Source organism: Micromonospora chaiyaphumensis (assembly GCF_900091435.1).
Taxonomy (GTDB): domain Bacteria; phylum Actinomycetota; class Actinomycetes; order Mycobacteriales; family Micromonosporaceae; genus Micromonospora; species Micromonospora chaiyaphumensis.
This window is the reverse complement of record NZ_FMCS01000002.1, coordinates 555,141-574,844: the sequence shown is the minus strand read 5'-3', so window position 1 is coordinate 574,844 and position 19,704 is coordinate 555,141. Positions and strand designations below refer to the sequence as shown.

The 19,704-nt window shown below is 68.0% G+C and carries 16 protein-coding genes and 2 pseudogenes; 9 read left to right on the top strand and 9 right to left on the bottom strand.

The window, feature by feature from the left end:
- The first annotated feature begins 55 nt into the window (after positions 1-55).
- From GA0070214_RS08545 to GA0070214_RS08530, 4 genes are all read left to right on the top strand, one after another.
- The gene (locus tag GA0070214_RS08545; protein ID WP_091261062.1) at positions 56-634 is read left to right on the top strand and encodes a TetR/AcrR family transcriptional regulator; all 579 of its coding nucleotides are present in this window, start codon (positions 56-58) and stop codon (positions 632-634) included.
- A gap of 27 nt (positions 635-661) precedes the next feature.
- Complete coding sequence (locus GA0070214_RS08540) at positions 662-1,399, top strand: TIGR03089 family protein (RefSeq protein ID WP_091261060.1); 738 nt, start codon at positions 662-664, stop codon at positions 1,397-1,399.
- 237 nt (positions 1,400-1,636) lie between these two features.
- Positions 1,637-2,554 (top strand): alpha/beta fold hydrolase, encoded by a 918-nt coding sequence (locus GA0070214_RS08535; RefSeq protein ID WP_091261058.1) that lies wholly within the window; start codon positions 1,637-1,639, stop codon positions 2,552-2,554.
- A gap of 68 nt (positions 2,555-2,622) precedes the next feature.
- On the top strand, positions 2,623-3,468 hold the full coding sequence (locus GA0070214_RS08530; RefSeq protein ID WP_091261482.1) for a patatin-like phospholipase family protein: 846 nt from the start codon (positions 2,623-2,625) through the stop codon (positions 3,466-3,468).
- Positions 3,469-3,546: 78 nt separating this feature from the next.
- Here GA0070214_RS08530 and GA0070214_RS08525 read toward each other — a convergent pair whose 3' ends face one another.
- On the bottom strand, positions 3,547-3,987 hold the full coding sequence (locus GA0070214_RS08525) for a DUF1801 domain-containing protein (RefSeq protein WP_091261056.1): 441 nt from the start codon (positions 3,985-3,987) through the stop codon (positions 3,547-3,549).
- Positions 3,988-4,638: 651 nt separating this feature from the next.
- Between GA0070214_RS08525 and GA0070214_RS32315 the strand changes: the two genes are divergently transcribed.
- Positions 4,639-4,941: a GNAT family N-acetyltransferase gene (locus GA0070214_RS32315; protein ID WP_244167599.1), complete on the top strand. Its 303-nt coding sequence runs from the start codon at positions 4,639-4,641 to the stop codon at positions 4,939-4,941.
- Between the two features lie 319 nt (positions 4,942-5,260).
- Here the strand turns inward: GA0070214_RS32315 and GA0070214_RS08515 are convergent, their stop codons facing one another.
- Positions 5,261-5,527: a hypothetical protein gene (locus GA0070214_RS08515; protein ID WP_091261054.1), complete on the bottom strand. Its 267-nt coding sequence runs from the start codon at positions 5,525-5,527 to the stop codon at positions 5,261-5,263.
- Positions 5,524-5,811 carry a DivIVA domain-containing protein gene (locus GA0070214_RS08510; RefSeq protein ID WP_091261052.1) on the bottom strand — a complete coding sequence of 96 codons (288 nt, stop codon included), beginning with the start codon at positions 5,809-5,811 and terminating at the stop codon, positions 5,524-5,526. The genes GA0070214_RS08515 and GA0070214_RS08510 overlap by 4 nt, the downstream gene beginning before the upstream one ends.
- Positions 5,812-6,207: 396 nt before the next feature.
- On the opposite strand from GA0070214_RS08510, the pseudogene GA0070214_RS08505 reads away from it, so the two are divergent.
- A pseudogene (locus tag GA0070214_RS08505) lies at positions 6,208-6,417 on the top strand (winged helix-turn-helix domain-containing protein).
- 304 nt (positions 6,418-6,721) lie between these two features.
- On the opposite strand, the pseudogene GA0070214_RS08500 reads toward GA0070214_RS08505, so the two are convergent.
- The 5 genes and pseudogenes from GA0070214_RS08500 to GA0070214_RS08480 form a co-directional block, all read right to left on the bottom strand.
- A pseudogene (locus tag GA0070214_RS08500) lies at positions 6,722-7,394 on the bottom strand (IS5 family transposase).
- A gap of 86 nt (positions 7,395-7,480) precedes the next feature.
- Entirely contained in the window at positions 7,481-9,328 is a 1,848-nt protein-coding gene (locus tag GA0070214_RS31370) for a hypothetical protein (RefSeq protein ID WP_139141775.1), read from the bottom strand.
- A complete protein-coding gene (locus tag GA0070214_RS08490) occupies positions 9,279-11,771 on the bottom strand; it encodes a sensor histidine kinase (RefSeq protein WP_091261048.1) in 2,493 nt (830 codons plus the stop codon). The genes GA0070214_RS31370 and GA0070214_RS08490 overlap by 50 nt, the downstream gene beginning before the upstream one ends.
- Before the next feature lie 15 nt (positions 11,772-11,786).
- Complete coding sequence (locus tag GA0070214_RS08485) at positions 11,787-13,154, bottom strand: TRM11 family methyltransferase (RefSeq protein ID WP_139141774.1); 1,368 nt, start codon at positions 13,152-13,154, stop codon at positions 11,787-11,789.
- Between the two features lie 306 nt (positions 13,155-13,460).
- On the bottom strand, positions 13,461-15,140 hold the full coding sequence (locus GA0070214_RS08480) for a DNA repair helicase XPB (protein ID WP_091261044.1): 1,680 nt from the start codon (positions 15,138-15,140) through the stop codon (positions 13,461-13,463).
- Between the two features lie 175 nt (positions 15,141-15,315).
- Between GA0070214_RS08480 and GA0070214_RS08475 the strand changes: the two genes are divergently transcribed.
- Complete coding sequence (locus GA0070214_RS08475) at positions 15,316-16,179, top strand: L,D-transpeptidase family protein (RefSeq protein ID WP_091261042.1); 864 nt, start codon at positions 15,316-15,318, stop codon at positions 16,177-16,179.
- 116 nt (positions 16,180-16,295) lie between these two features.
- A complete protein-coding gene (locus GA0070214_RS08470; protein ID WP_091261040.1) occupies positions 16,296-16,532 on the top strand; it encodes a hypothetical protein in 237 nt (78 codons plus the stop codon).
- Here GA0070214_RS08470 and GA0070214_RS08465 read toward each other — a convergent pair.
- Positions 16,529-18,997: a helicase-associated domain-containing protein gene (locus GA0070214_RS08465; RefSeq protein ID WP_091261038.1), complete on the bottom strand. Its 2,469-nt coding sequence runs from the start codon at positions 18,995-18,997 to the stop codon at positions 16,529-16,531. The genes GA0070214_RS08470 and GA0070214_RS08465 overlap by 4 nt on opposite strands.
- Positions 18,998-19,058: 61 nt before the next feature.
- Here GA0070214_RS08465 and GA0070214_RS08460 point away from each other — a divergent pair, with 61 nt between their 5' ends.
- Entirely contained in the window at positions 19,059-19,682 is a 624-nt protein-coding gene (locus tag GA0070214_RS08460; protein WP_091261036.1) for an HAD family hydrolase, read from the top strand.
- Positions 19,683-19,704: the final 22 nt, after the last annotated feature.

Sequence of the window (19,704 nt, the reverse complement as noted above, 5' to 3'; positions counted from 1 at the left end):
GAGAGCGAAGCTAGCAGAGCGACGGCAGTTTGGCTAGCGGTGCTAGAGTTCGGTCATGTCGATTCAGGCGCGGCGGGAGCGGGAGCGGGCGGAACGGGAGCGGGCGATCATCGCCGCGGCCCGGGAACTGGCCGAGGCGGAGGGCTGGGACGCGGTCACCACGCGCCGGCTCGCCGCCGAGATCGAGTACAGCCAGCCGGTCCTCTACAGCCACTTCAAGGGCAAGGGCGCCATCATGGCCGCTGTCGCCGTGGAGGGCTGCGCTGATCTGGCCGACGAACTCGCCGCCGCCCGGGCCGCCGCGACCGGCCCGCGGCAGGCGGTGGCCGGCATCGCCACGGCGTACGCCGAGTTCGCCGAACGCCGGCCCGCGCTCTACGACGCGATCTTCAACCTGCCCACCGATCTGTCCTTCGCCACCCAGGAAACGCCGGTCGAGCTGGTCCGGGCCTTCGCCGAACTGGCCCAGACCCTGCATCCCTTCGCGGGTGACGACAATCTGGAGACGTTCACCGAGACGTTCTGGAGCGGGCTGCACGGCCTGGTCACGCTGATGCGCAACGGCCGGCTCCGGCGGGAGGAACACGAGCGGCGGCTGGCCATCCTGGTCGACCGGTTCACCCGGCTAGGGTGAGCTGACCGCCAGGGAGGAGTGCACCCGATGGCCGACCCCGCACCCGTCGCCGTCGCGACCGGCGAGCCGCTGCTCAGCTACCTCGACGGCGCCACCGGCGAGCGCACCGACCTCACGGCGCAGCAGTTTGGCGCGTGGGCGGCCCGCAGCGCCGGGCTCCTCCGGGACGGCTGCGGGCTGCGCCCCGGCGACCGGGTCGCCGTGCTGCTGCCGCCGCACTGGCGCACCGCGGCCGTGCTCATCGGGGCCTGGTCGGTCGGGCTGGCGGTCTCGTTCCGGCCCCGGGCCCTGGCCGGGCTGCCGGTCCTCGAACCGGGTGCCGACCGGCCGTACGACGCCGTGTTCGTCACCCCGGAACGCCTCGACGACTGGCTGGAGGACGTGCCCGAGGGGACGCACCGCTACCTCGTCGGCACCGGCCCCGGCCCGCTGTCCCAGGTGCCCCTCGGGTGGCTGGACTGGTCCGCCGAGGTGCTGCGCCACCCCGAGATCGCTCCGGACCTGGGCGCTCTCCGCCCGTCCGATCCGGCCAGCCCGGACGGCACCAGCTACGGCGAGTGGGGCGCGGTGTCCCGGGAGTACGCCAGGCAGCTCGATCTGCGCGCCGGTGACCGGCTCCTGGTCGACGCGGCCGAGCACGAGCAGCCGCTGAAGTGGCTGCTCGCCCCCCTCGCGGCCGGCGCGTCCGTGGTGCTCTGCGCCAACCTCGACCCGGCCGACCGCGACGCCCGCGCCGCCGCCGAGCAGGCCACCCGGGTGCTGTGAGCCGCGCCCGCTGGTGCAGGGGGGCGCGGTTGGCTGGAGCCGCCAGGTCGCCGAGGTGGCGGGGTCCCGCGTCGGCTGATGGCGCCACTTCGCCGAGCTGGTGTTCCACGTCGGCGTGAGGCGGCGGATCCTAGCCGGGCCGGCGTCGCGCGGAACGCCTTCACGCGAACGCCGCCAGTGGCCCTCGTCCGCTTCTAGCGTGCAAGCGTCGGTGAGGCGAGCCCGAGGAGCGGCCGGATGAACGCCAGCGGATCGGCAGCGTCGTTCACGGACCTGCGGCAGGTCGACGCCGGTGTGCTGAACGTCGGATACGTCGACGCCGGCCCACCGGACGGGCCGGTGGTGCTCCTGCTGCACGGGTGGCCGTACGACATCCACAGCTTCGCCGAGGTCGTACCCCGGCTGGTGGCCGCCGGTCACCGGGTGCTCGTGCCGCACCTGCGCGGGTACGGCACGACGCGGTTCCGGTCGGACGACACCATGCGCAACGGCCAGCCGGCGGCCCTGGCCCTGGACGCCGTCGCGTTCCTGGACGCCCTCGGAGTGCCGAAGGCGACGCTCGCAGGGTTCGACTGGGGCGCCCGCACGGCCGACATCATCGCGGCGCTGTGGCCCGAGCGCTGCCAGGGCCTCGTCTCGGTGAGCGGCTACCTGATCGCGAGCCAGGAATCGGGGCGCACACCGCTGCCGCCGCCGGCCGAACTCGCCTGGTGGTACCAGTTCTACTTCGCCACCGACCGCGGCCGGGACGGCTACGCGAAGAATCTCGACGGCTTCGCCAAACTGATCTGGCGGACGGCGTCCCCGAAGTGGGCCTTCGACGACGAGACGTTCAACCGGAGCGTCGCCTCGCTGCACAACCCCGACCACGTCGACGTCGTGATCCACAACTACCGCTGGCGCCTCGGCCTCGCCCCCGGTGAGCCCCAGTACGACGAGGTCGAGCAGAAGCTGGCCGCGAACCCGAGCATCGGGGTACCCACCATCACTCTCGAAGGCGACGCCAACGGCGCGCCCCACCTCGACCCGTCCGTGTATGCCGGGCGCTTCTCCGGCCGGTACGAGCACCGGACCGTGAGTGGCGGCATCGGGCACAACCTGCCGCAGGAGGCGCCGGAGGCGTTCGCGGACGCGGTGTTGCAGGTCGCGAGCTGACCCCCTGAGGCGTCCGTCACGGATCACGGGCATCCACCGTGCCCGCGCGCTGTGCAAGGCTGGTGATCATGACGAACGCGCTCGTACTCGCCGGTGGCGGCGTGGCCGGGATCGCCTGGGAGCTGGGCGTCCTCCGTGGTCTCGCCGACGCCGATCCCGCCCTCGCCGACCGGATCCTCGCCGCCGACCTGATCGTGGGCACCTCCGCCGGTTCCGCGGTCGCCGCGCAGATCACCAGCGGCGTTCCGCTCGACGACCTGTACGCGGCCCAGCTGCGCCCGGAGACCGCCGAGATCGAGGTCGACGTCGACACGGAGAAGCTCTTCGCCGACTACGCCGCCGTGCTGACCGGCGTGTCCGGGCCGCAGGAGGCCCGCCGCCGGTTCGGCGGGATCGCCCTCGCCGCGCAGACCGTCGACCCGGCCCTCCGGCTCGCCGCGATCGACGCCCGGCTCCCCGTGAAGGAGTGGCCGGACCGGCAACTGCTGCTGCCCGCCGTCGACGCCGAGACCGGTGACGAGGTGATCTTCACCCGCGAGTCCGGCGTGACCCTGCGCGACGCCGTCGCCGCGAGCTGCGCCGTACCCGGCATCTGGCCGCCCGTCGCGATCGGCGACCGCCGCTACGTCGACGGCGGAGTGCGCTCCATGACCAACGCCGACCTGGCCGCCGGGGCCGACCGCGTGCTGGTCATCCGGCCGGCGCTCGCGGACACGCCGCAGCCGTGGGGCGACCTCGACGCCGAGATCGCCGCCCTCGCCCCGGCCACCGTCCACGTGATCAGCGCCGACCAGGCGTCCGTCGACGCATTCGGCACCAACGCGCTGTCACCCGCGACCCGGGCAGCGTCCGCCCGCGCCGGGCGGGCCGTCGGCGTCGTGCACGGCGCCACCGTCGCGGCTATCTGGAACTGAGGCGCTTGTTGCCGGAGGTGGGCACATCTGTCGCAGGCGTTCCCGGACGCGCGGTGGCAGACCCGTTCCCGCCTCCGGTCAGCCTTGGCTGGCCCGGTCGACGCCCTTGTGCACCCGGACCGTGCGGTCGACAAGCTCGCGCAGGGCGCTCTCGTCCACGTCATCAAGCCGCTTCAGGTAGAGGCAGCCCTTGCCGGTCTTGTGCGGGCCGAGCCGGGCCAGCACCGACGGATAGCGCTCCTCGTAGCCACCCACCAGGTAGACGACGAGCTGCTGCTTGCGCGGCGAGAAGCCCACCAGCGGCCAGTCGCCCGTGCGCCCGCCCGCGTAGGTGTAGCGGTAGGTGCCGAAGCCCACGATGCTCGGGCCCCACATGACCGGCGGCTCGCCGGTGACCTCGCGCAACAGGGCGCAGAGGCGCTCGGCGTCGGCCCGGCGGCGGTCGTCCGGCACGGCCGCCAGGAAGTCGTCGACGCTGGCGTCGGTCGGCACGGTCACCGGCTGCTTCGAGGTCGCCATGTGCTGATGCTCCCAGGCGAGTACGACAACGAATCCGGTTGACACCGGTCCCGGACGCGGGGCCTACTGCCCAGCGGCGACTGTCATCCGGGGGTGGGGCGTGGACGGGCTCATCTGGAAAGAGTTCGGCGAGGAGCACCTCGGGGAGCTGACCCGGCTGGCCGAGGCATGTCTGGCCGTCGACGGTGGGTTGCCGCTGTTCGCCCGTACCCCGTTGTTGCGGGCGCGGCTGCTCCAGACGCGTACCCTCGGCGCCTGGCACGACGGCGGCCTGGTCGCGGCCGTGGGGGTCGGCCTCGGCGGGCAGCCGGCCACCAGCACCGGCCTGGTGCATCCGGACTGGCGGGGGCGGGGTCTCGGCGGGCGGTTGGTGAGCTGGGCCGGCGAGCAGGCGGGTGACGCCGACCTGCTGGTGACCACCGAGTCGTGGAGCCCGGGCGCGGACACGCTGTTCACGGCGCGCGGCTTCGGGCGGACGTTCACCGAGTGGGTGCAGCGGCACGACCTCCGCTCTCTTCCTGAGGTCGCTCGTCCCGACGGTGTGACCACCGAGCCGGTGACGCTCGGCCCGGAGCTGTTCTCGACCTACTGGGCGTCGTTCGCCGACCGGCCCGGCTTCGGCTCGCCCAACGCGAGGAGTGGCTGGGTGAGTTGGGGGAGGACGACGAGTACCGGGCGGATCTGTCGCTCATCGCGCGTGGTCCCGACGGGGCTGCCGTGGGGTTCGTCAACGTCATCGACAACTGGATCGACCAGGTCGGTGTCGTGCCCGGGTGGCGGGGGCGGCGGGTCGGGGCGTATCTGGTGGCTGGTGCACTGCGGGGTCTGGCGGCGGACGGGGCGCGGGAGGCGTGGCTCTGCGTCAACGACAACAACCCGGCGGCGGAGCTGTACCGGCGGCTCGGGTTCCAGGACTTCGGCCGGCGGGCTCGCTACCTGTGCCGCCGTTCGTAGCCTTTGGGCGCGCTCGGCCTTCGTGGAGGCCGAGCGCGCTGGTTGTGCTTGTCTTCGGGCCGGTCCGGGGCTTACTGGAAGAGCCGGCCGGGCCGGGTGGCCTTCGCCTTGGTGATCAGGGAGTCTCCCCGTCTACGGCGCACCTGGATGCTCTTTGTCGCCCTCTTGATCGGGGTGAGAATTCTGTCCTTCATCGGGTGCCTCTCTTCTCTTCGGAGATGGCGCTTCCGCGGCAGGGCGTCTCCCGACCTGCCTCCAGTGCGCGTACCCGGTGGGGCGGCCGCCATTCCGCCGGCGCTGGCTGCGGCGTCGGTCGTGCTCAGCGGCGGGTGAGCCAGGGTGCGCGTCGGGCGCAGGGCGAGGTGTGGTCGACCGGCAGGGCGCACCGGCCGCTGCCGGGCAGTGGGCGGTCGCAGAAGACCCAATGGCGTACGCACTGCTGGTCCTCTTCCGAGACGGTCACCCCGCCGGGCTCTACGCGGGCGCTGAGTTGGGCCAGTAGGCGAGCTGCCGTGCGGGCGAAGATGCGGGCGCGGTGCAGGTCGGGGGCGGTGACGGGGAGGTGGATCACCCAGCGGCCGGTCATCGGTAGCGGTGGTTCGCCGATTGGGCGCTCTGCCAGGAGCGCAGGGCGTTCTTGATGCGGACGTTCTCCTCTTGGACGGCCCGCAGCGCGGTCTGCGCGACGGTGAGTTCGTCGGCGACCTGGTGGAGGAAGGTACGGATCTCGACGGGGTCGAGGCCGCGCCGGCGGACGTTGAAGCATCGCTCGCGGATCTGCCAGGGGCGGAGGGGTTGGCCTCTGGTGGCTTGTATCGGTGGTTGGCTCTCGTCGCGTCGGCCTGATAGCCGACGGATCAGGTTGCGCATGGGAAACCGCCCTTCGTCGGGGTGCGTCGAAGTGTGGTGGGGCGGCCTCCGCCGGTTGCGGTCGGCGGAGGCCGCTCTGCCCTGCGGCCTTGATACGGGTACGGCGGCAGGGCCGCGCTGGGAGCGCGGGAGGTTGAGGTCTCGACGGCGATGCGAGACCGGTACGAGAGGCGCCAACCGACCGCAGCGGCTCCGCATCACCGAGAGCGACGCTACCGATGCAGCATCACTTACGTCAAGTACCTCTTCATCCTCTTATGCCGAACCTTCATCACCAGCAGCTATGTCACCACCATCACCTCTTTCAGTAGATGCATTGCCTACTTCGAGGGCATCGATCGATACTGGGTGGGCCAACCGACCGCAAGGGGCCGCAACGTGCCTATTCCGCCCACTATGGATGAACTGCTCAACGATCTGCGGAGGAAGATCAAGGACGGAACTTACCCGCCGGGTACCTAGCTGCCCGCTGGTCGAGTGCTCGCCGACTCGTACGACGTTTCGCACTCGACTATTCAGCGGGCAATCGCGACTTTGCGTGAGCAGGGTGTGCTGGTCGGCCGGCCAGGTCGAGGCGTCTTCGTCGCGGAGTCCACTCGGCGCTGACTCTCGCCGTCGGATTAGCTCGCCCCGTTGGTCCCGTCGCGAGACCTGCCCTAAGGCCGGGTCGGCGCGGCCCTGCGCTCTGCCTGGGCAGCGCTGCGACCACGACCGGCGGAACGTTGCCAGAGGTGCGGCAGGCGGTCGTTAGAGGCTACCGGGAAAGAATTTGGCAGCCTGCTGTCGCGGCTAGCATTGGGTGCAATCCGGACGTTCGCGCAGGCCAGCAGGTGGGCTGCGTCACCTCTCCGACTCCCGGGTGGATCAACAGTGCCCGGACCGGCCAAGCGCCTAGCGCCTGTCCTGTCGATCATGGACGCCAGATGGCAGCGACCAGTCCAAGGCTGGCCGGTAGAGGGATGCGCGTTGGGCGTAGCGGGTGGCCAGATCACGCCATTGCTTGCGCCGGTTAAAGCAGCGCTCCACCACGTTGCGTCGTAGCCTCTGTCCGCGATCAGCACGTCGGGGCGCTTGCGGGGCCGGCCGGATCCGGGATCGTTGACGCGGATTGCGCCCAGCAGCGCCAATAGTTGCGGGTTGTCGCCGGCCGGGCCGGGAGTATCAGGATCGACAAGGGCCGTCCACGACAGCGACCGCGAGATGAATCGTGGTGCTCAGCCCGCCGCGTGATCGGTTGATCGCCTCGCCATCTTGCGCACCAGGCGTCGCCGCACTTGTCGGGGAGCCCAGATTTTTTCGGGCGCCAGCGGGATGCTGATGCGCCCGCACGATCGACAAATTGACGCTGATCGTCCGCCGGGGTGCCGTCGTGACCTGGGCCGCGGCCAGGATCCGATCCGAGGTGCCGTCCGCCGTTTAGCAGCGCAGGCGTTCGTGGCAGGTCTTCCACGGCCCGAAGCGTTCCGGCAGGTCCCGCCACGCCGTGCCCGTCCGCGGCTTCACCAAGATTCCGTTGATGACCGGCCGGTGATCCCGCGACCGCCCCGAGAACTCCCGGGCTCAGGCAACAGCGGCGCGATCACCGCCTACGCTTCATCGGTCAACTGACCACGACGTACCACCGGCAGATAGCCAACGATCAACCAGTACAAGATCGGCAGGACACGCCCTAGACCGAATCAATGAGCCACGAGTCGAACGCCTGGCGCATCTCACGCTGGGCTGCTCTAAGAACAAGCGCTCCACGGTATGGATCGCGGAGTCTAGCGACCCTGCTTAGCCCGAACCGCAGCTCATACTTGCTGAAGTCCAAGTTCACCGAAATTAGGTCGATGTGGGCTATACCCAGCAGTGCCTTCAGAAGTGAGGTCCTAGCCAACGGATCAGACACTGCCTCCAGCAGCGGCCGATGTTCGGTCAGCAAGTCGTGGACCCAAGCGTCCAAGTGCTTCCAACGCTCTTGCCACGACGGTACGAGGGCCGTTGGTGCTGGTCGCCCCTTGACCCATGTAGCAGTCCCATCGCCACTCACGACGCTCAGGTCAAGGACGTGCGCTGGCAGGTGAAATACACGGTTTAGTCGGACTTTACCGATTTTGGTGCGCTCCACGTCGAGATACGGGATCGAAAACCAGTGCTCGTCGCCGTAGCCGACATGACCTTCTCGAGGCCTCTTTCTACTGAAGCCTTCAAGTTGGATGGGGGCGACAGCAACCAGGCGATCGGCGTTGCGCCTACCGTCGCTCCTCACCATCAGATCACAGGGCTGACCGACTACAACGACAAACTCTGCAAGCTTCGCATCTGTCGGATCTTGGTCGCTGTCGCGCAAAACCTTGAAGATGTCGCCAGCTTCCAACGGCAGGGTCGGCCGCGCTTCGAGAGATGACTCATCAAGGTACTCAAGCCTCTGCACCCGAATAATGTCGTCACCGGGCGAAACCCCTATCTCCGCCTCAACTGGCAGAGATATTTCGTTAATGCGCATGAGAAGCCCGCCATCTTGGTGCACACGCTCACTGTTGTGGAGTGCAACCCTTATCTTGTCTTCGCAAAGGGCAACGGCAACACGAAGCAGGGTGTCAGGAGCCCACGTGCCCTCGCTAGCACGACGACCCGACAATGCCCTTTGAAGGGCATAAGGGTCGAGCTTCTCGAGTTGCTGGAAAGCGGATTCCCAGGTGCTGTGTACTGCTGATCGGATCTCAGCCGATAGCCTCTTTAGGGTCGCATTCAGTAGTGCCACCTTCAGGATACTTGGAAACTCTGAAGGGCGACCGATAAGCCTATTCTTGGCAATCACGATGAGACGTGTCGCCTCTTCACCGTACCGGCTCTTCAGGTCACGCCAAAGCTCGACCTCCCCGTCAGCGTCCGCGACGGTATGGGTGAGGAGTCCGAACCGCCAAGTTTCTGGCGCTTCCCGATACAGCCGCACAAGTTCGCGCTCACCCGCATCCGGGCCGAGCGACTCTCTATCGAAGTTTCTGTCGAGCAGCAGAAGAGTTGGAATTCCGTCCTTGAGGAGGCTGGATGACTCGCGACGCCAATCGCTTAATCTCAGCGTGAGATACTGAACAGGGATGATGTCTCTTAGCTCGTCGAGTGCAGGTGCATCCTGTGGTTCAGTCGACCCGTCCTCGGCAGTGTGGTCAGCCTCCAGAAGGAGATGCATTCTCTGTTTGATGGCTTCATCGAAACTGTCCCACGCTTCGCGCAGCTCTTCAGTGATGACCTCAATGTCATCGGTTGCCGGAAGGGCCTCTTGACTCTCGCGCCAAACATCGAGCACTTCGGAGGCCGGAAGTGCGCCGGCCACGAGACCACCGATGATCGGTTCGACCTCGACTGCGGTGGCGTACCAGTCATCAACGCAAATTACCCGGCGTATCCCAGCCGCATCGAGCAATTGCCCAACCGCCTCGACGGTTGCCGGCTCGATGGCTTCAGCGGTGGCAGCATCAGCGCTAGACACGAGGCCCCTCCAGGTCCAGCTCGAACTTGAATCGGCGGCCATGCCCGTTTTTGTCCGATAGCAAGGTGATACCGGCGTTCTCCGGCTCAAGAAGCTGAGTAACGACGAACAGCCCAAGCCCTCTACCAGTGCCATCAGGTTTCGTAGTTACGAAAGGCTCAAACATGGATATCACGACAGCAGGATCAACGCCCTTGCCGTTGTCCCAGACCCTGACTTTAGGTGCGTCGACCTCGATGTGAACGGAAGGGTGCAGGACATCCCCCGATTGAACGGAGCGCCGAAGCCAATACTCGCTGTTAATGATCAAGTTATCGAAAACCTGCGTCAACTTACCTTTGTTCATTGAGACGGAGAAGTCGTGCCCAGGGCTTGTGACGACAATGTTTATGGCCGAGGAGGCCATGCGTTCTCGGTGGTATGCCGCAATGTCCTCGCAGAACTCGCCGACTCGTATTAGCTCACGCCTTTCCCTCGTGTACCGGAGGGCGGGGTTCAGATGAGCTAGTTGGCGGCGCAAGCCGGCGGCCGAAGACGATACATACTCCAAGTATGTAAACAACGAGGGATCGCGGACTCCAGAATCTACAATCCGCTTACGCATGCTAGACGTGCGCTTCGTCAGCCGGTCTGCGATCTGTGCGACCTCGTGTGAAAGCGCCTCAGCTACCAGGCCTAGAGCAACCGCCTCCCACGCTCCCGCAAGTTGGTCCCGCAACTGATTGAGCTGCAGGCCGAGAATATCGAGTCGCGCCTTCTCAGACTCTACATCAACCAACGCCTGATTTAGCGTCGAGATTGCATTGGCAGAACTGGTGCGAGCTTCCGAAATCTCGTCGATTGCCTTTGCGACTGCGGGCGTAAGGCTTAGATAAGCGAAGGACTGCTGGTCGCCGTCGAGTTCATGTCGGAGGACTTCAGCAGCGTTACCGGTCCGGCTGGAGCTCTTCTCAATGTCAAGCAGCGTACGCCGGGCCGCCCCGGTTTTCTCCAGGCTGGCTTTGACATGGTCGATGAGCTCGTCGGGCGAGGGGGCCGCAGAGTCGGTCACCTGTATGGCTCGCCACTCGTTGACGTAGTCGTTATAGCTGCGCCTGAGGAATCCCTGGGTACGCTCAGTAAACTTCACCCACGCACTGAGCAGTGCGACGAAGCTTGCATAGTGGGGAGTAGCGGCGAAGCCCTCGCGGTCCGTCGTTTCGATCAGCTGGGCGTTGTCGCGGGCAGAGATGTCAATAAAACCCAGGGTGTTCTCAGGCTTGAGGCTGTAGTAGGACGAGCCGGAAGTCCAGCGCTTGCCTAGTCCTAGCCAGTCGCTATCTACCCCTACTCCAAATCCGTCGCGGTATACGCGTATGCCTTGCAGCGACCGCACATAGCTGCGGAACTCAGACCTCCGGTCAAATGCCCCAGTCCGATCTTCATCCAGATCAAGCGAGTCGACCTCCCCAGAGAATGGGCCCGGATCTGCCAGCTCACCGTCGGCGACTGTTGCGCCGACGTCTGCTAGATCAATCTCGGTCGCGAACTGTAGGAAGCGGCCCCGCACTGACGACGGAATTATCTTCGCCTCTTCAATCCGCGGCAGCCTATTGATGGTCAGCCATTGCCAGAAATGTTCCCCCTGGTCTTCAAGCAAAAGGCGCCGAAATAGTTCTTTGTCCTGTGGTTTACTTCCAGGCCCCGGAGCAAAGAAGCTGAGGCTTACTGATCCTGCTACCCGCAGCCTCTGGTCAGAGTAGTCCAGGGAGTACCTGAGCTCCGCGACCTCTCTGAGCTTCGAAGGCAGGCTGTATAGATCGAGCCTCGTTCCGTCGATGCTCAGCAGCACCCGGAAATCACGCTTCTCGCCATACGGTGAGATAAGGGTTGATAGCTGGCGCTGCAGTGGCGAAGCTGCTTGAGTGGTGGCTTGGCGCCATTGCTCTACTTCGTAGAGGTCCCAAATCCGCAGGACAGTGCCGGGCTTCATGGAAGCGGGAGATTCTGTAATCAATTCGAGCGTGAGATCACTCAAGCTTTCCTGCTGGGCGATCTTCGGCCACTCGATTACAACCTCATACTCAACGTCCTCCACGCGCGGACGGGTCTTGATCTCAACGACCGACCCCAATCGCTGCGCGCCCAATCGCCCAAGCCCTTTGTCGCCCAGTGGAGTCCTCTTCTTGGCGGTCTGCAGGCCATCGAGCTTCATTTGGCGCTTAATTGAATTGCTGACGGTCAGCCATCCTTTGCGGATCTGGTCCAAGGTCATGCCTGTACCGTCATCCGCAATTTCTATGCATGTTCGTCCATGTTCATCCCCGCTCGTGTCGATCTTAACCTGGGCATAGGATGCATCCGCATCATACGAATTCTTGACAAGTTCAATGAGTGCTTGCACGGAATCCGTTATCAGATCTTGCCCTAGTTTGAAGACGACGGATGGGTGGACGCCGAGCTGGACTTGCTGGCGCAGAATGCTAGTTCTATGGATCTCGCTCATGGCGCAACTCGCTAGCTAGGAGGGCGTTTCGGTTTGCTCGCCCCGAGGCGAACTCTGCATGACTAAAACACTCTCTCTGGAAATAGTTTCCACGGTCCCATTCCGCAGAGCCATCCGCTTCTTGTTCTTGGGTATCTTCCGTTCAAGTGTGACAATATGCTGCGCGCCGCGAGACTCCAGAAGTTCGCGCACGATCTGCACTGTTGGGATGTGAAGGCCGCTGATCTTTCGCTCCCCAAGCGTCCAAAACATCCAGCCCCTCGGCTTTAAATTGGAGGTAATGGGGTCCAGGCTAGCGTCTAGGTCGTGGAAGAATGCAAGGAATCTCTGCCTCGCATTTCGGGTGCGCTCCTGAAGTTGCGCAAGGCACTGAGCGATAGCGTTGGAGCGTTCGGCTAGGCTGTCGGCGTAGTGGAGTGCGCCCGACAGGCTGCCACCAAGAGCTTCGTTGTCGATTGCGTACGTAGTCGAGAGCAGGCTGGGGTCGAAGCCCGGGATGTCGGTTGCTTCAATCCATTGAAGCGGCAGGTAGCTGTGCTGCCCATACGAAACTGTCGTTTTGTTGTCACCGTACGGTGGCGAGGTCATCAGGACATCTGCTTTGCGGCCGGCAATGATATTCGCACTTGCGCGCGCGTCGCGGACTAGGCATCGTGCCTTCACATCCTGGCTGCCTGCCAGGCCCCGCAGCAATTCGTTTTGACGACGCAATTGCTTGATGTTCCGTTCAAACACGTCTTGGTAGGTGAACTGGGCGTCGATGACCCGATCCCGTGTATATTCGGTCGGGTATGCATGGAGCTTGACCGTAGAAGTCCGGCTGTTGCTCACGAGGCGCACGGTTTCGGCGAGGATCACCCATAGGGCTTGTCGATCATCGCGACTCTGAGCCTGCGTGATGGCCCTCCGAATGCGGGATAGATCGATGATCACATCCTCGCGGAACCACTTGTTGATGCCTGGGAAGTCGACCGCAGCCGACGTGGACTTAGCGTTGCTTGCCGCCTTGATGACCGAACGGCCGACGCTCTCTAATGCGTCCACATCGTAGTTGCGGGACTTGACGGTGGCGATAAGTACAGCGAGTGGATTTATGTCGGCACCGGTGAAGGAAAGGCCCCTATACCGCGCCTCGAGAAGAACTGTGCCCGAACCCATGAATGGATCGAACACACTTGTGACGTCATCCTCGACACCCATCAGGTCGTCGAGCAATGCGCCTTGAAGTTGGGGGACCATCATTGCGGGATAAGCGAACAGGCCGTGGCCCAGCTCCCGCCTTCCCGCTCCGGTGTGTGACCAGTAATCCGGGCATTCCAGTTCACGCTGTTCTAGGGCGGCCTTCAGCCTGACCGCAGCTGGGGCGGACTGGTCTTCCCGCATGGGTTGACCCACAGTCGGTTCGCCCGAGGGCTTCGCCTGGCCTGCAAGCGCGTCTGAGGCAGTCTGTCGGCTTCCAGACAGACAGCTAGCGGTGTTTGTGCTACCTGGTCTCACGGCTAGCTGCTCCACAGCATGATCCTAGACATTCGGTGCGCCGGATGTCTGCCTCCGATGTGTCCCTCTCAGATAATTGACCAAGAGGTCGACGCGCCGGCTCACATCGTCGTGAGGGAACAGGCCGTGTAGCGCCTCCTCGGCGGCAGAAGCGGAAAGAGCTGTTCGGCCGGACTGAGGCTGTTGCCGGTGCTAGTCGACGCTCGGCAGCTTCGGCCCGAGGACGTCGTCGGCGTCCACGATGGTGTATGCGTACCCCTGCTCGGCCAGGAACCGCTGCCTATGAGCCGCGTACTCCGTGTCGATCGTGTCCCGCGACACCACGGTGTAGAAGTGCGCCTGCCGCCCATCCGCCTTCGGCCGCAGCACCCGCCCCAACCGCTGCGCCTCCTCCTGCCGCGACCCGAAGGTCCCCGACACCTGAATAGCGACGGCAGCTTCAGGCAGGTCAATGGAGAAGTTCCCGACCTTGGAGATGACCAGCGTCTTCACCTCACCCGACCGGAACGCGTCGAACAACCGCTCCCGCTCCTTGTTGGTCGTCGACCCCTGCACGATCGGCGCGTCCAGATACTCCCCGAGCTGGTGCAACTGGTCGATGTACCCGCCGATGACGAGCACCTGCTCGTCCGGATGCCGCTCTACGAGCGCCCGAACCACAGGCAGCTTCGTCCGGGCGGTGGCCGCCATCCGGTATCGCTCCTCGGCCTCGGCCGTCGCGTACGCCATCCGCTCCGCGTCGGTCAGCGTCACCCGGACCTCGGTGCACTCGGCCGGGGCGATCCAGCCCTGCTGCTCGATGTCCTTCCACGGCGCGTCGTACCGCTTCGGCCCGATCAGGCTGAACACGTCGCCCTCGCGGCCGTCCTCGCGTACCAGAGTCGCCGTGAGGCCGAGCCGGCGGCGGGCCTGGAGGTCCGCGGTGAACCGGAAGATCGGCGCGGGCAGGAGGTGCACCTCGTCGTAGACGACCAGGCCCCAGTCGCGGGCGCCGAACAGGTCGAGGTGGGTGAAGGCGCCCTTCTTGCGGGAGGTCAGCACCTGGTACGTGGCGATGGTGACCGGGCGGATCTCCTTGCGCTCGCCCGAGTACTCGCCGATCTCGTCCTCGGTGAGCGACGTGCGGGCGATCAGCTCGCGCTTCCACTGCCGGCCGGCGACCGTGTTGGTCACCAGGATCAGCGTGGTCGCTTTGGCCTCGGCCATGGCCGCTGCCCCGACGAGGGTCTTGCCGGCGCCGCAGGGGAGCACCACCACGCCGGAGCCGCCGGCCCAGAACGCCTCGACGGCCTCCCGCTGGTACGACCGCAGCGTCCACGGCTTGCCGCCGTCCTTGCCCGCCTCGGCCAGCTCGATGGGGTGCGCCTCGCCGTCGACGTAGCCGGCCAGGTCCTCGGCGGGCCAGCCGAGCTTCAGCAGCGCCTGCTTGAGCCGGCCGCGCTCGGAGGGGTGCACCTGGATGGTGTCGTCGTCAAGCTTCGCGCCGAGCATCCCGGCGAGCTTCTTGCTCTTGGCGACCTCGACGAGCACCACCCGGTCCAGGGCGCGGAGCACCAGGCCGTGCGCCGGGTCGTTGGCGAGCTGGAGCCGGCCGTAGCGGTCCATCGTCTCGGCCACGTCGACCAGCAGCGCGTGCGGCACCGGGTAGCGGGAGTACTTGATCAGCGTGTCCACCACGCCCTCGGCGTCGTGGCCGGCGGCCCGGGCGTTCCACAGCCCGAGCGGGGTGAGCCGGTAGGTGTGCACGTGCTCGGGGGAGCGCTCCAGCTCGGCGAAGGGCGCGATGGCCATCCGGCACGCCTGGGCGTCGGGGTGGTCGATCTCCAGCAGCAGGGTCTTGTCCGACTGCACGATCAGTGGTCCACCGCTCACGCCAGCGTCCTCTCCAAGAGCCGGAAATTCTCGCCCGCACGGCGGCTGACCTGCCGAAGGCGGACCATCCAGTGTTGCACGCCGACAGGTGTCCGGAAAAAGTCTCGCTGGACCTGCAACGTCACACTGCTCCCGTACGTCTAGCAAGCGGGACAACTGTCCAGGGGGAGGGCCCATGAAGCGTGTCCGGTTCGCCGTCCGGGCCGTCTGCCTGGCAGCGGTCGTGCTGGTCGGCGTCGGTGCGTGCGCGCGCGATCCGCAGGGCGACGGGACCGGGGCCGCCGCCCCGGCGCCCGTCGGCGTGACGGAGGAGGCATCGGGGGCGAGCGCGCCGCCCACGCCGGAGCAGCCGGCCGCGTCCCCGACGGCGACGCCGAGCCGGCCGGCCACGCCGAAGCCGAGCCGCACCACGCCCAAGCCGACCACGCCGAAGCCGACCAAGCCCGCCGGGTGCCCGGAGGGGGAGCAGCAGAAGGCCGTGGAGACGTATCTGAGCCGGCTGGGCGGTTTCGGGACGCTGAGCGTGGACGGGAAGCAGTCGGCCGCCGACTGCGCCGCGATCAAGAAGTTCCAGCTCCGGTACGGCATCAGCCCGGCCACGGGTCGCGCCGGCCCCACCACGTACGACGTGGCGAAGCGGCTGGCGAACACCGACACGGGGCGCTGCAACGCGGGCTCCCGCACCACCTTCTGCGTCGACCTGACCCACCAGACCGTCTGGGCCATGCGCGGCGGGAAGGTGGTCATGGGCCCGACGGTCACCCGCACCGGCATGGCGGGCTACGCCACCCCGACCGGCACCTACTCGGTCGGCGGGAAGAACATGCGCGAGTGGTCCAACCCGTACGAGGTGTGGCTGCCCTACTGGCAGCGGTTCAACGGCGGCATCGGCTTCCACGAGACGACGACCTACCTGCACAACGGCTCGATCGGCTCGCACGGCTGCGTGAACCTGCTGCACCGCGACGCCGTACGCCTCTGGGAGCTGGGCTCGGTCGGCACCCGGGTGGTCGTCTTCGGCCACCGCCCCGGCACCTGATACCCCGCCGTCCGTGACCCGCGCGCCCGGTTCAGGGTTTTATCCCCTGTCCGGGTGACCCCCTCCGGTGCCACGCTGGAGGCCGGGTCCACCACGGTGCGGGGGAGGGGCTGCAGATGACGGTCGACCACGACGTGCTTCCCGAGGACGACCGGGCGCGCCAGCCGGAGGTCTCACCGGCGGCCCTGTTCGGCTACGCGGCCGCCGCCACCGGCATCTTCGGCTGGTTCCTGTTCGGGTTGCTGGTGCAGCGGCAGGGCTTCGTCGACTCGGTCGGCGAGTCGGCCGGTGCCGCGTTCGCCCTGCTGCTGGCGGTCTCGGTGGTCGGCACCCTGCGCCGCAACGGCGACTAGTCCTCCAGCACCGCCGCGGTGATCCGGTGCAGCGCGAAGGTGTGCAGCATCTCGGTGCGCTCGTCCTCGGCGCGCAGGTAGCCGGCCCCCATCGAGACCGGCCGGACCAGCCGGGACCCGGTTGCCCCGTGCGCGTCGACGTAGCCGACCCAGACCAGCGCCTTGTCCCGTACCGCCTGCTGAAGCACTGCCAGGGCGTCGCTGTGGGTGTGCGCCGGCCCCGGGCCCTTGCGCGCCGTCCCCCGGACCACGTCCGGGGCGCGCCGCGCCGCGCGGGCCGCCGCGTCGCCCCGGCGGATCTGCTCGACCACGCCGAGCAGGCGGGGCATCGGCAGCCGCGGCGCCGCGAGCGGGTCGAGGGTACGGCCCGCCGCGTGCACCCGGGCCGGTGCCCGCCGCGTCTTCGGCCGGGCGAGCACGGCAGCGCCGCCCGCATCCTCGGCGACCGGCGCGTAACCGGCGTCGCGCAGCGCGGTCAGCATCCGGTTCACCTGGTACGGGGTGATCAGCACCGTCGGCGCCAGCCGGCGGAAGGCCAGCGCCTCCAGCCGCCTGTCGGCCTGCACCTCGGTGAGCAGCGCCTCGTCGTCGCTGCGCACGTAGCCGCCGGCCGAGCCGACCCGCAGCCCGCCGTGCTTGCGCGCCACGTCGTCCACCAGGTAGGTCAGCCCCTGCGGCACCGGGGTACGCGACCGGCGGCGGAACAGCGCGTGCAGGTCGTCGGCCGAGTAGCCGGCGTCCAGGGCGCGCCGGACGCTGGCCGTGGTGACCCGGTAGACGCTCGCCCCGCCGGCCGACTCGTGCTCGGCCACCACGTCCAGCTCGCCGGCGAGCGCCGGGTCGGGCGGGCCGGGCACCACCACGGTCAGGTCGGCCTGCACGAGGAAGTGGTCGACGGGTGCGGGCAGCAGCGCGTCCAGCGCGCGGACGGCGGTGGACGGCTCGCCCGACTCGGCCTCGGAGTGCAGCCCGAGCGGGTCGGCGGCCCGCTCGTCGGCGTCGCTCAGCTCGGCCAGCAGCAGCCGCCCGTACGAGGTCAGCGCCCCGAGCCCGGTCACCCCGAGCTGGGCCGCCTCGGCCAGCACCTCGCGGTGCGCCGCCTCCCGGCCGCGGGCGCGCCGGGGCGCCCGCCAGTCCAGCAGCTCCAGCACCTCCTCCGGGGTCGGTGCGGTGCCCGGGGGCAGGTCGGCCAGCTCGGCGAGCACGGACCGCCGGGCGGCCGGCGCGCCGGCCCGTTCGGCCTCGGCCGAGAGCACCGAGATCGGCCGGTCCCGGTCGTCGCGCTGGCCGACGAGGCCCACCTGGCGGGTCATCATGAGCCACGCCCGGGCCAGCTGCTCCCAGCGCTGGGCCAGTGAGGCGGCCCGCCACACCTCGTACCCGCCGGTGGGCAGGATCTGCTGGTCGCCCCCGTACCGGGTGGTGACCGACCCGGTCAGGTCCAGCTCGCCGGCCAGCCCGGCCGCGTAGGCGACCTCGAAGAGCAGCGCGGTGGTCGGGTCGTCCAGCCCGAGGTTGCGGGCCAGCCGGCGCAGGTCGCGGACGCCCACGCCCCCGGACCGCAGCACCGGGGCCGGCTCGGCGGCCAGGGCCTCCAGCAGGGCCTCGGTGTGCCGGACCACCTCCATGGTCTGCCCGGCGCCGGCCGAGTCGACGGACTTGGCCTCCCGCGGCGGGCTCGACACCTCGGGCGGGGTGGTGCGCATCGGGCCGAGCGGGCCGGTGTCCCGCCGCAGCAGCAGCCCGACCTCGCGGGGCAGTTCGACGCTGCCGCCGCCCTTGACGGCCGACATCCGGACGAGCAGCCGGTGCTCCACGAGCCAACGGATCGGGGAGCCGGTCGCCGCCCCGCCGTTGACCAGGTCGGGCGGGAGGACGTCCTCCTCGCCGGTGGCGGGGGCCTCCAGCGCGCCCGGGGGCACGGTGCCGACCGGCGGCCCGGCGGCGAGCCGGTCCAGGATCGCCCGGGCCGAGGGCGGCGCGGCCAGCAGCGTCCGCCGCAGCTTCGCCGGGTCCGTGCACACCGCCGCCGCGCGCGGGTCCAGCTCCGCGGCCGGCCGGCCCAGACCCGCGAGGTACGGGGACACCTCGTCGACGCCACCCACCACGTGCAGGTCGTGCTCCGGCCCGTACAGGAGGAAGAGCGCGCGGAGCCGGTTCACCGCGCCGCGGACCGCGGCCGGGGCGGGCGGGTGCGGGCCGGAGGTGGCCAGGGCCAGGATGGCCTCGGTGGCGGTGCCGCCGCCCTCCGGATCCCGGGTGAGCCGGGCGGCGTCCAGGATCTGGAGGGTGAACTGGTCCAGCCCGTCGAGCGCCCGCGCCACGGAGACCCGCGACTGGGCGCGGATGGCGAGGGCGGAGACGTCTGCCGGCACCGGTACGACGAGGTCCGGCCGCAGCTGGAGGAGGGCGGCCAGGGACTCGTCGGGAAGGGTCCGCAGGTGGTCGGCGAATGAGGTGGTCATCGTCGTTCCACGCTAGCCCGGCCGGGGCCGGTCGCGCCCCTCGGACGGGTACGTTCTCGACATGCCCTCGCTCATGGTCGGCTTCGACCTCGACATGACCCTTGTCGACTCGCGCCCCGGCATCGCGGCCGCCTACCGGGCGCTGACCGCGCAGACCGGTGTGCCCGTCGACGCCGAGCTGGCGGTTTCCCGCCTCGGACCGCCGCTGCGCACCGAGATCGCGCACTGGTTCCCGCCCGAGCAGGTCGAGGAGGCGGTCCTCGCCTACCGCGAGCTGTACCCGGCGTACGCGATCACCCCGAGTCTGCCGCTGCCCGGCGCGGAGGCCGCGATCAAGGCGGTGCACGCGCGCGGCGGCCGCGTCATGGTGGTGACCTCCAAGATCGGCCGGCTGGCGAAGCTGCACCTCGACCACCTCGGCCTGGCCGTCGACGAGCTGGCCGGCGACCTGTTCGCCGAGCAGAAGGCGACCGCGCTGCGGGAGCACGGCGCCACCCTCTACGTGGGCGATCACGTGGCCGACATGGCCGCAGCGCAAGCTGCGGGAATCCCGGGCGTGGGAGTGGCGACCGGCCCCTGTACGAGGGATGAGCTGAGCGCCGCCGGAGCGCACGTGGTGCTGGATGATCTCACCGAATTCCCGGGGGCGCTGGACCGGATCATCGGGCTAGCCTTGGAGGGGTAGAGGTTCCGAGCGAAGCAGGGGT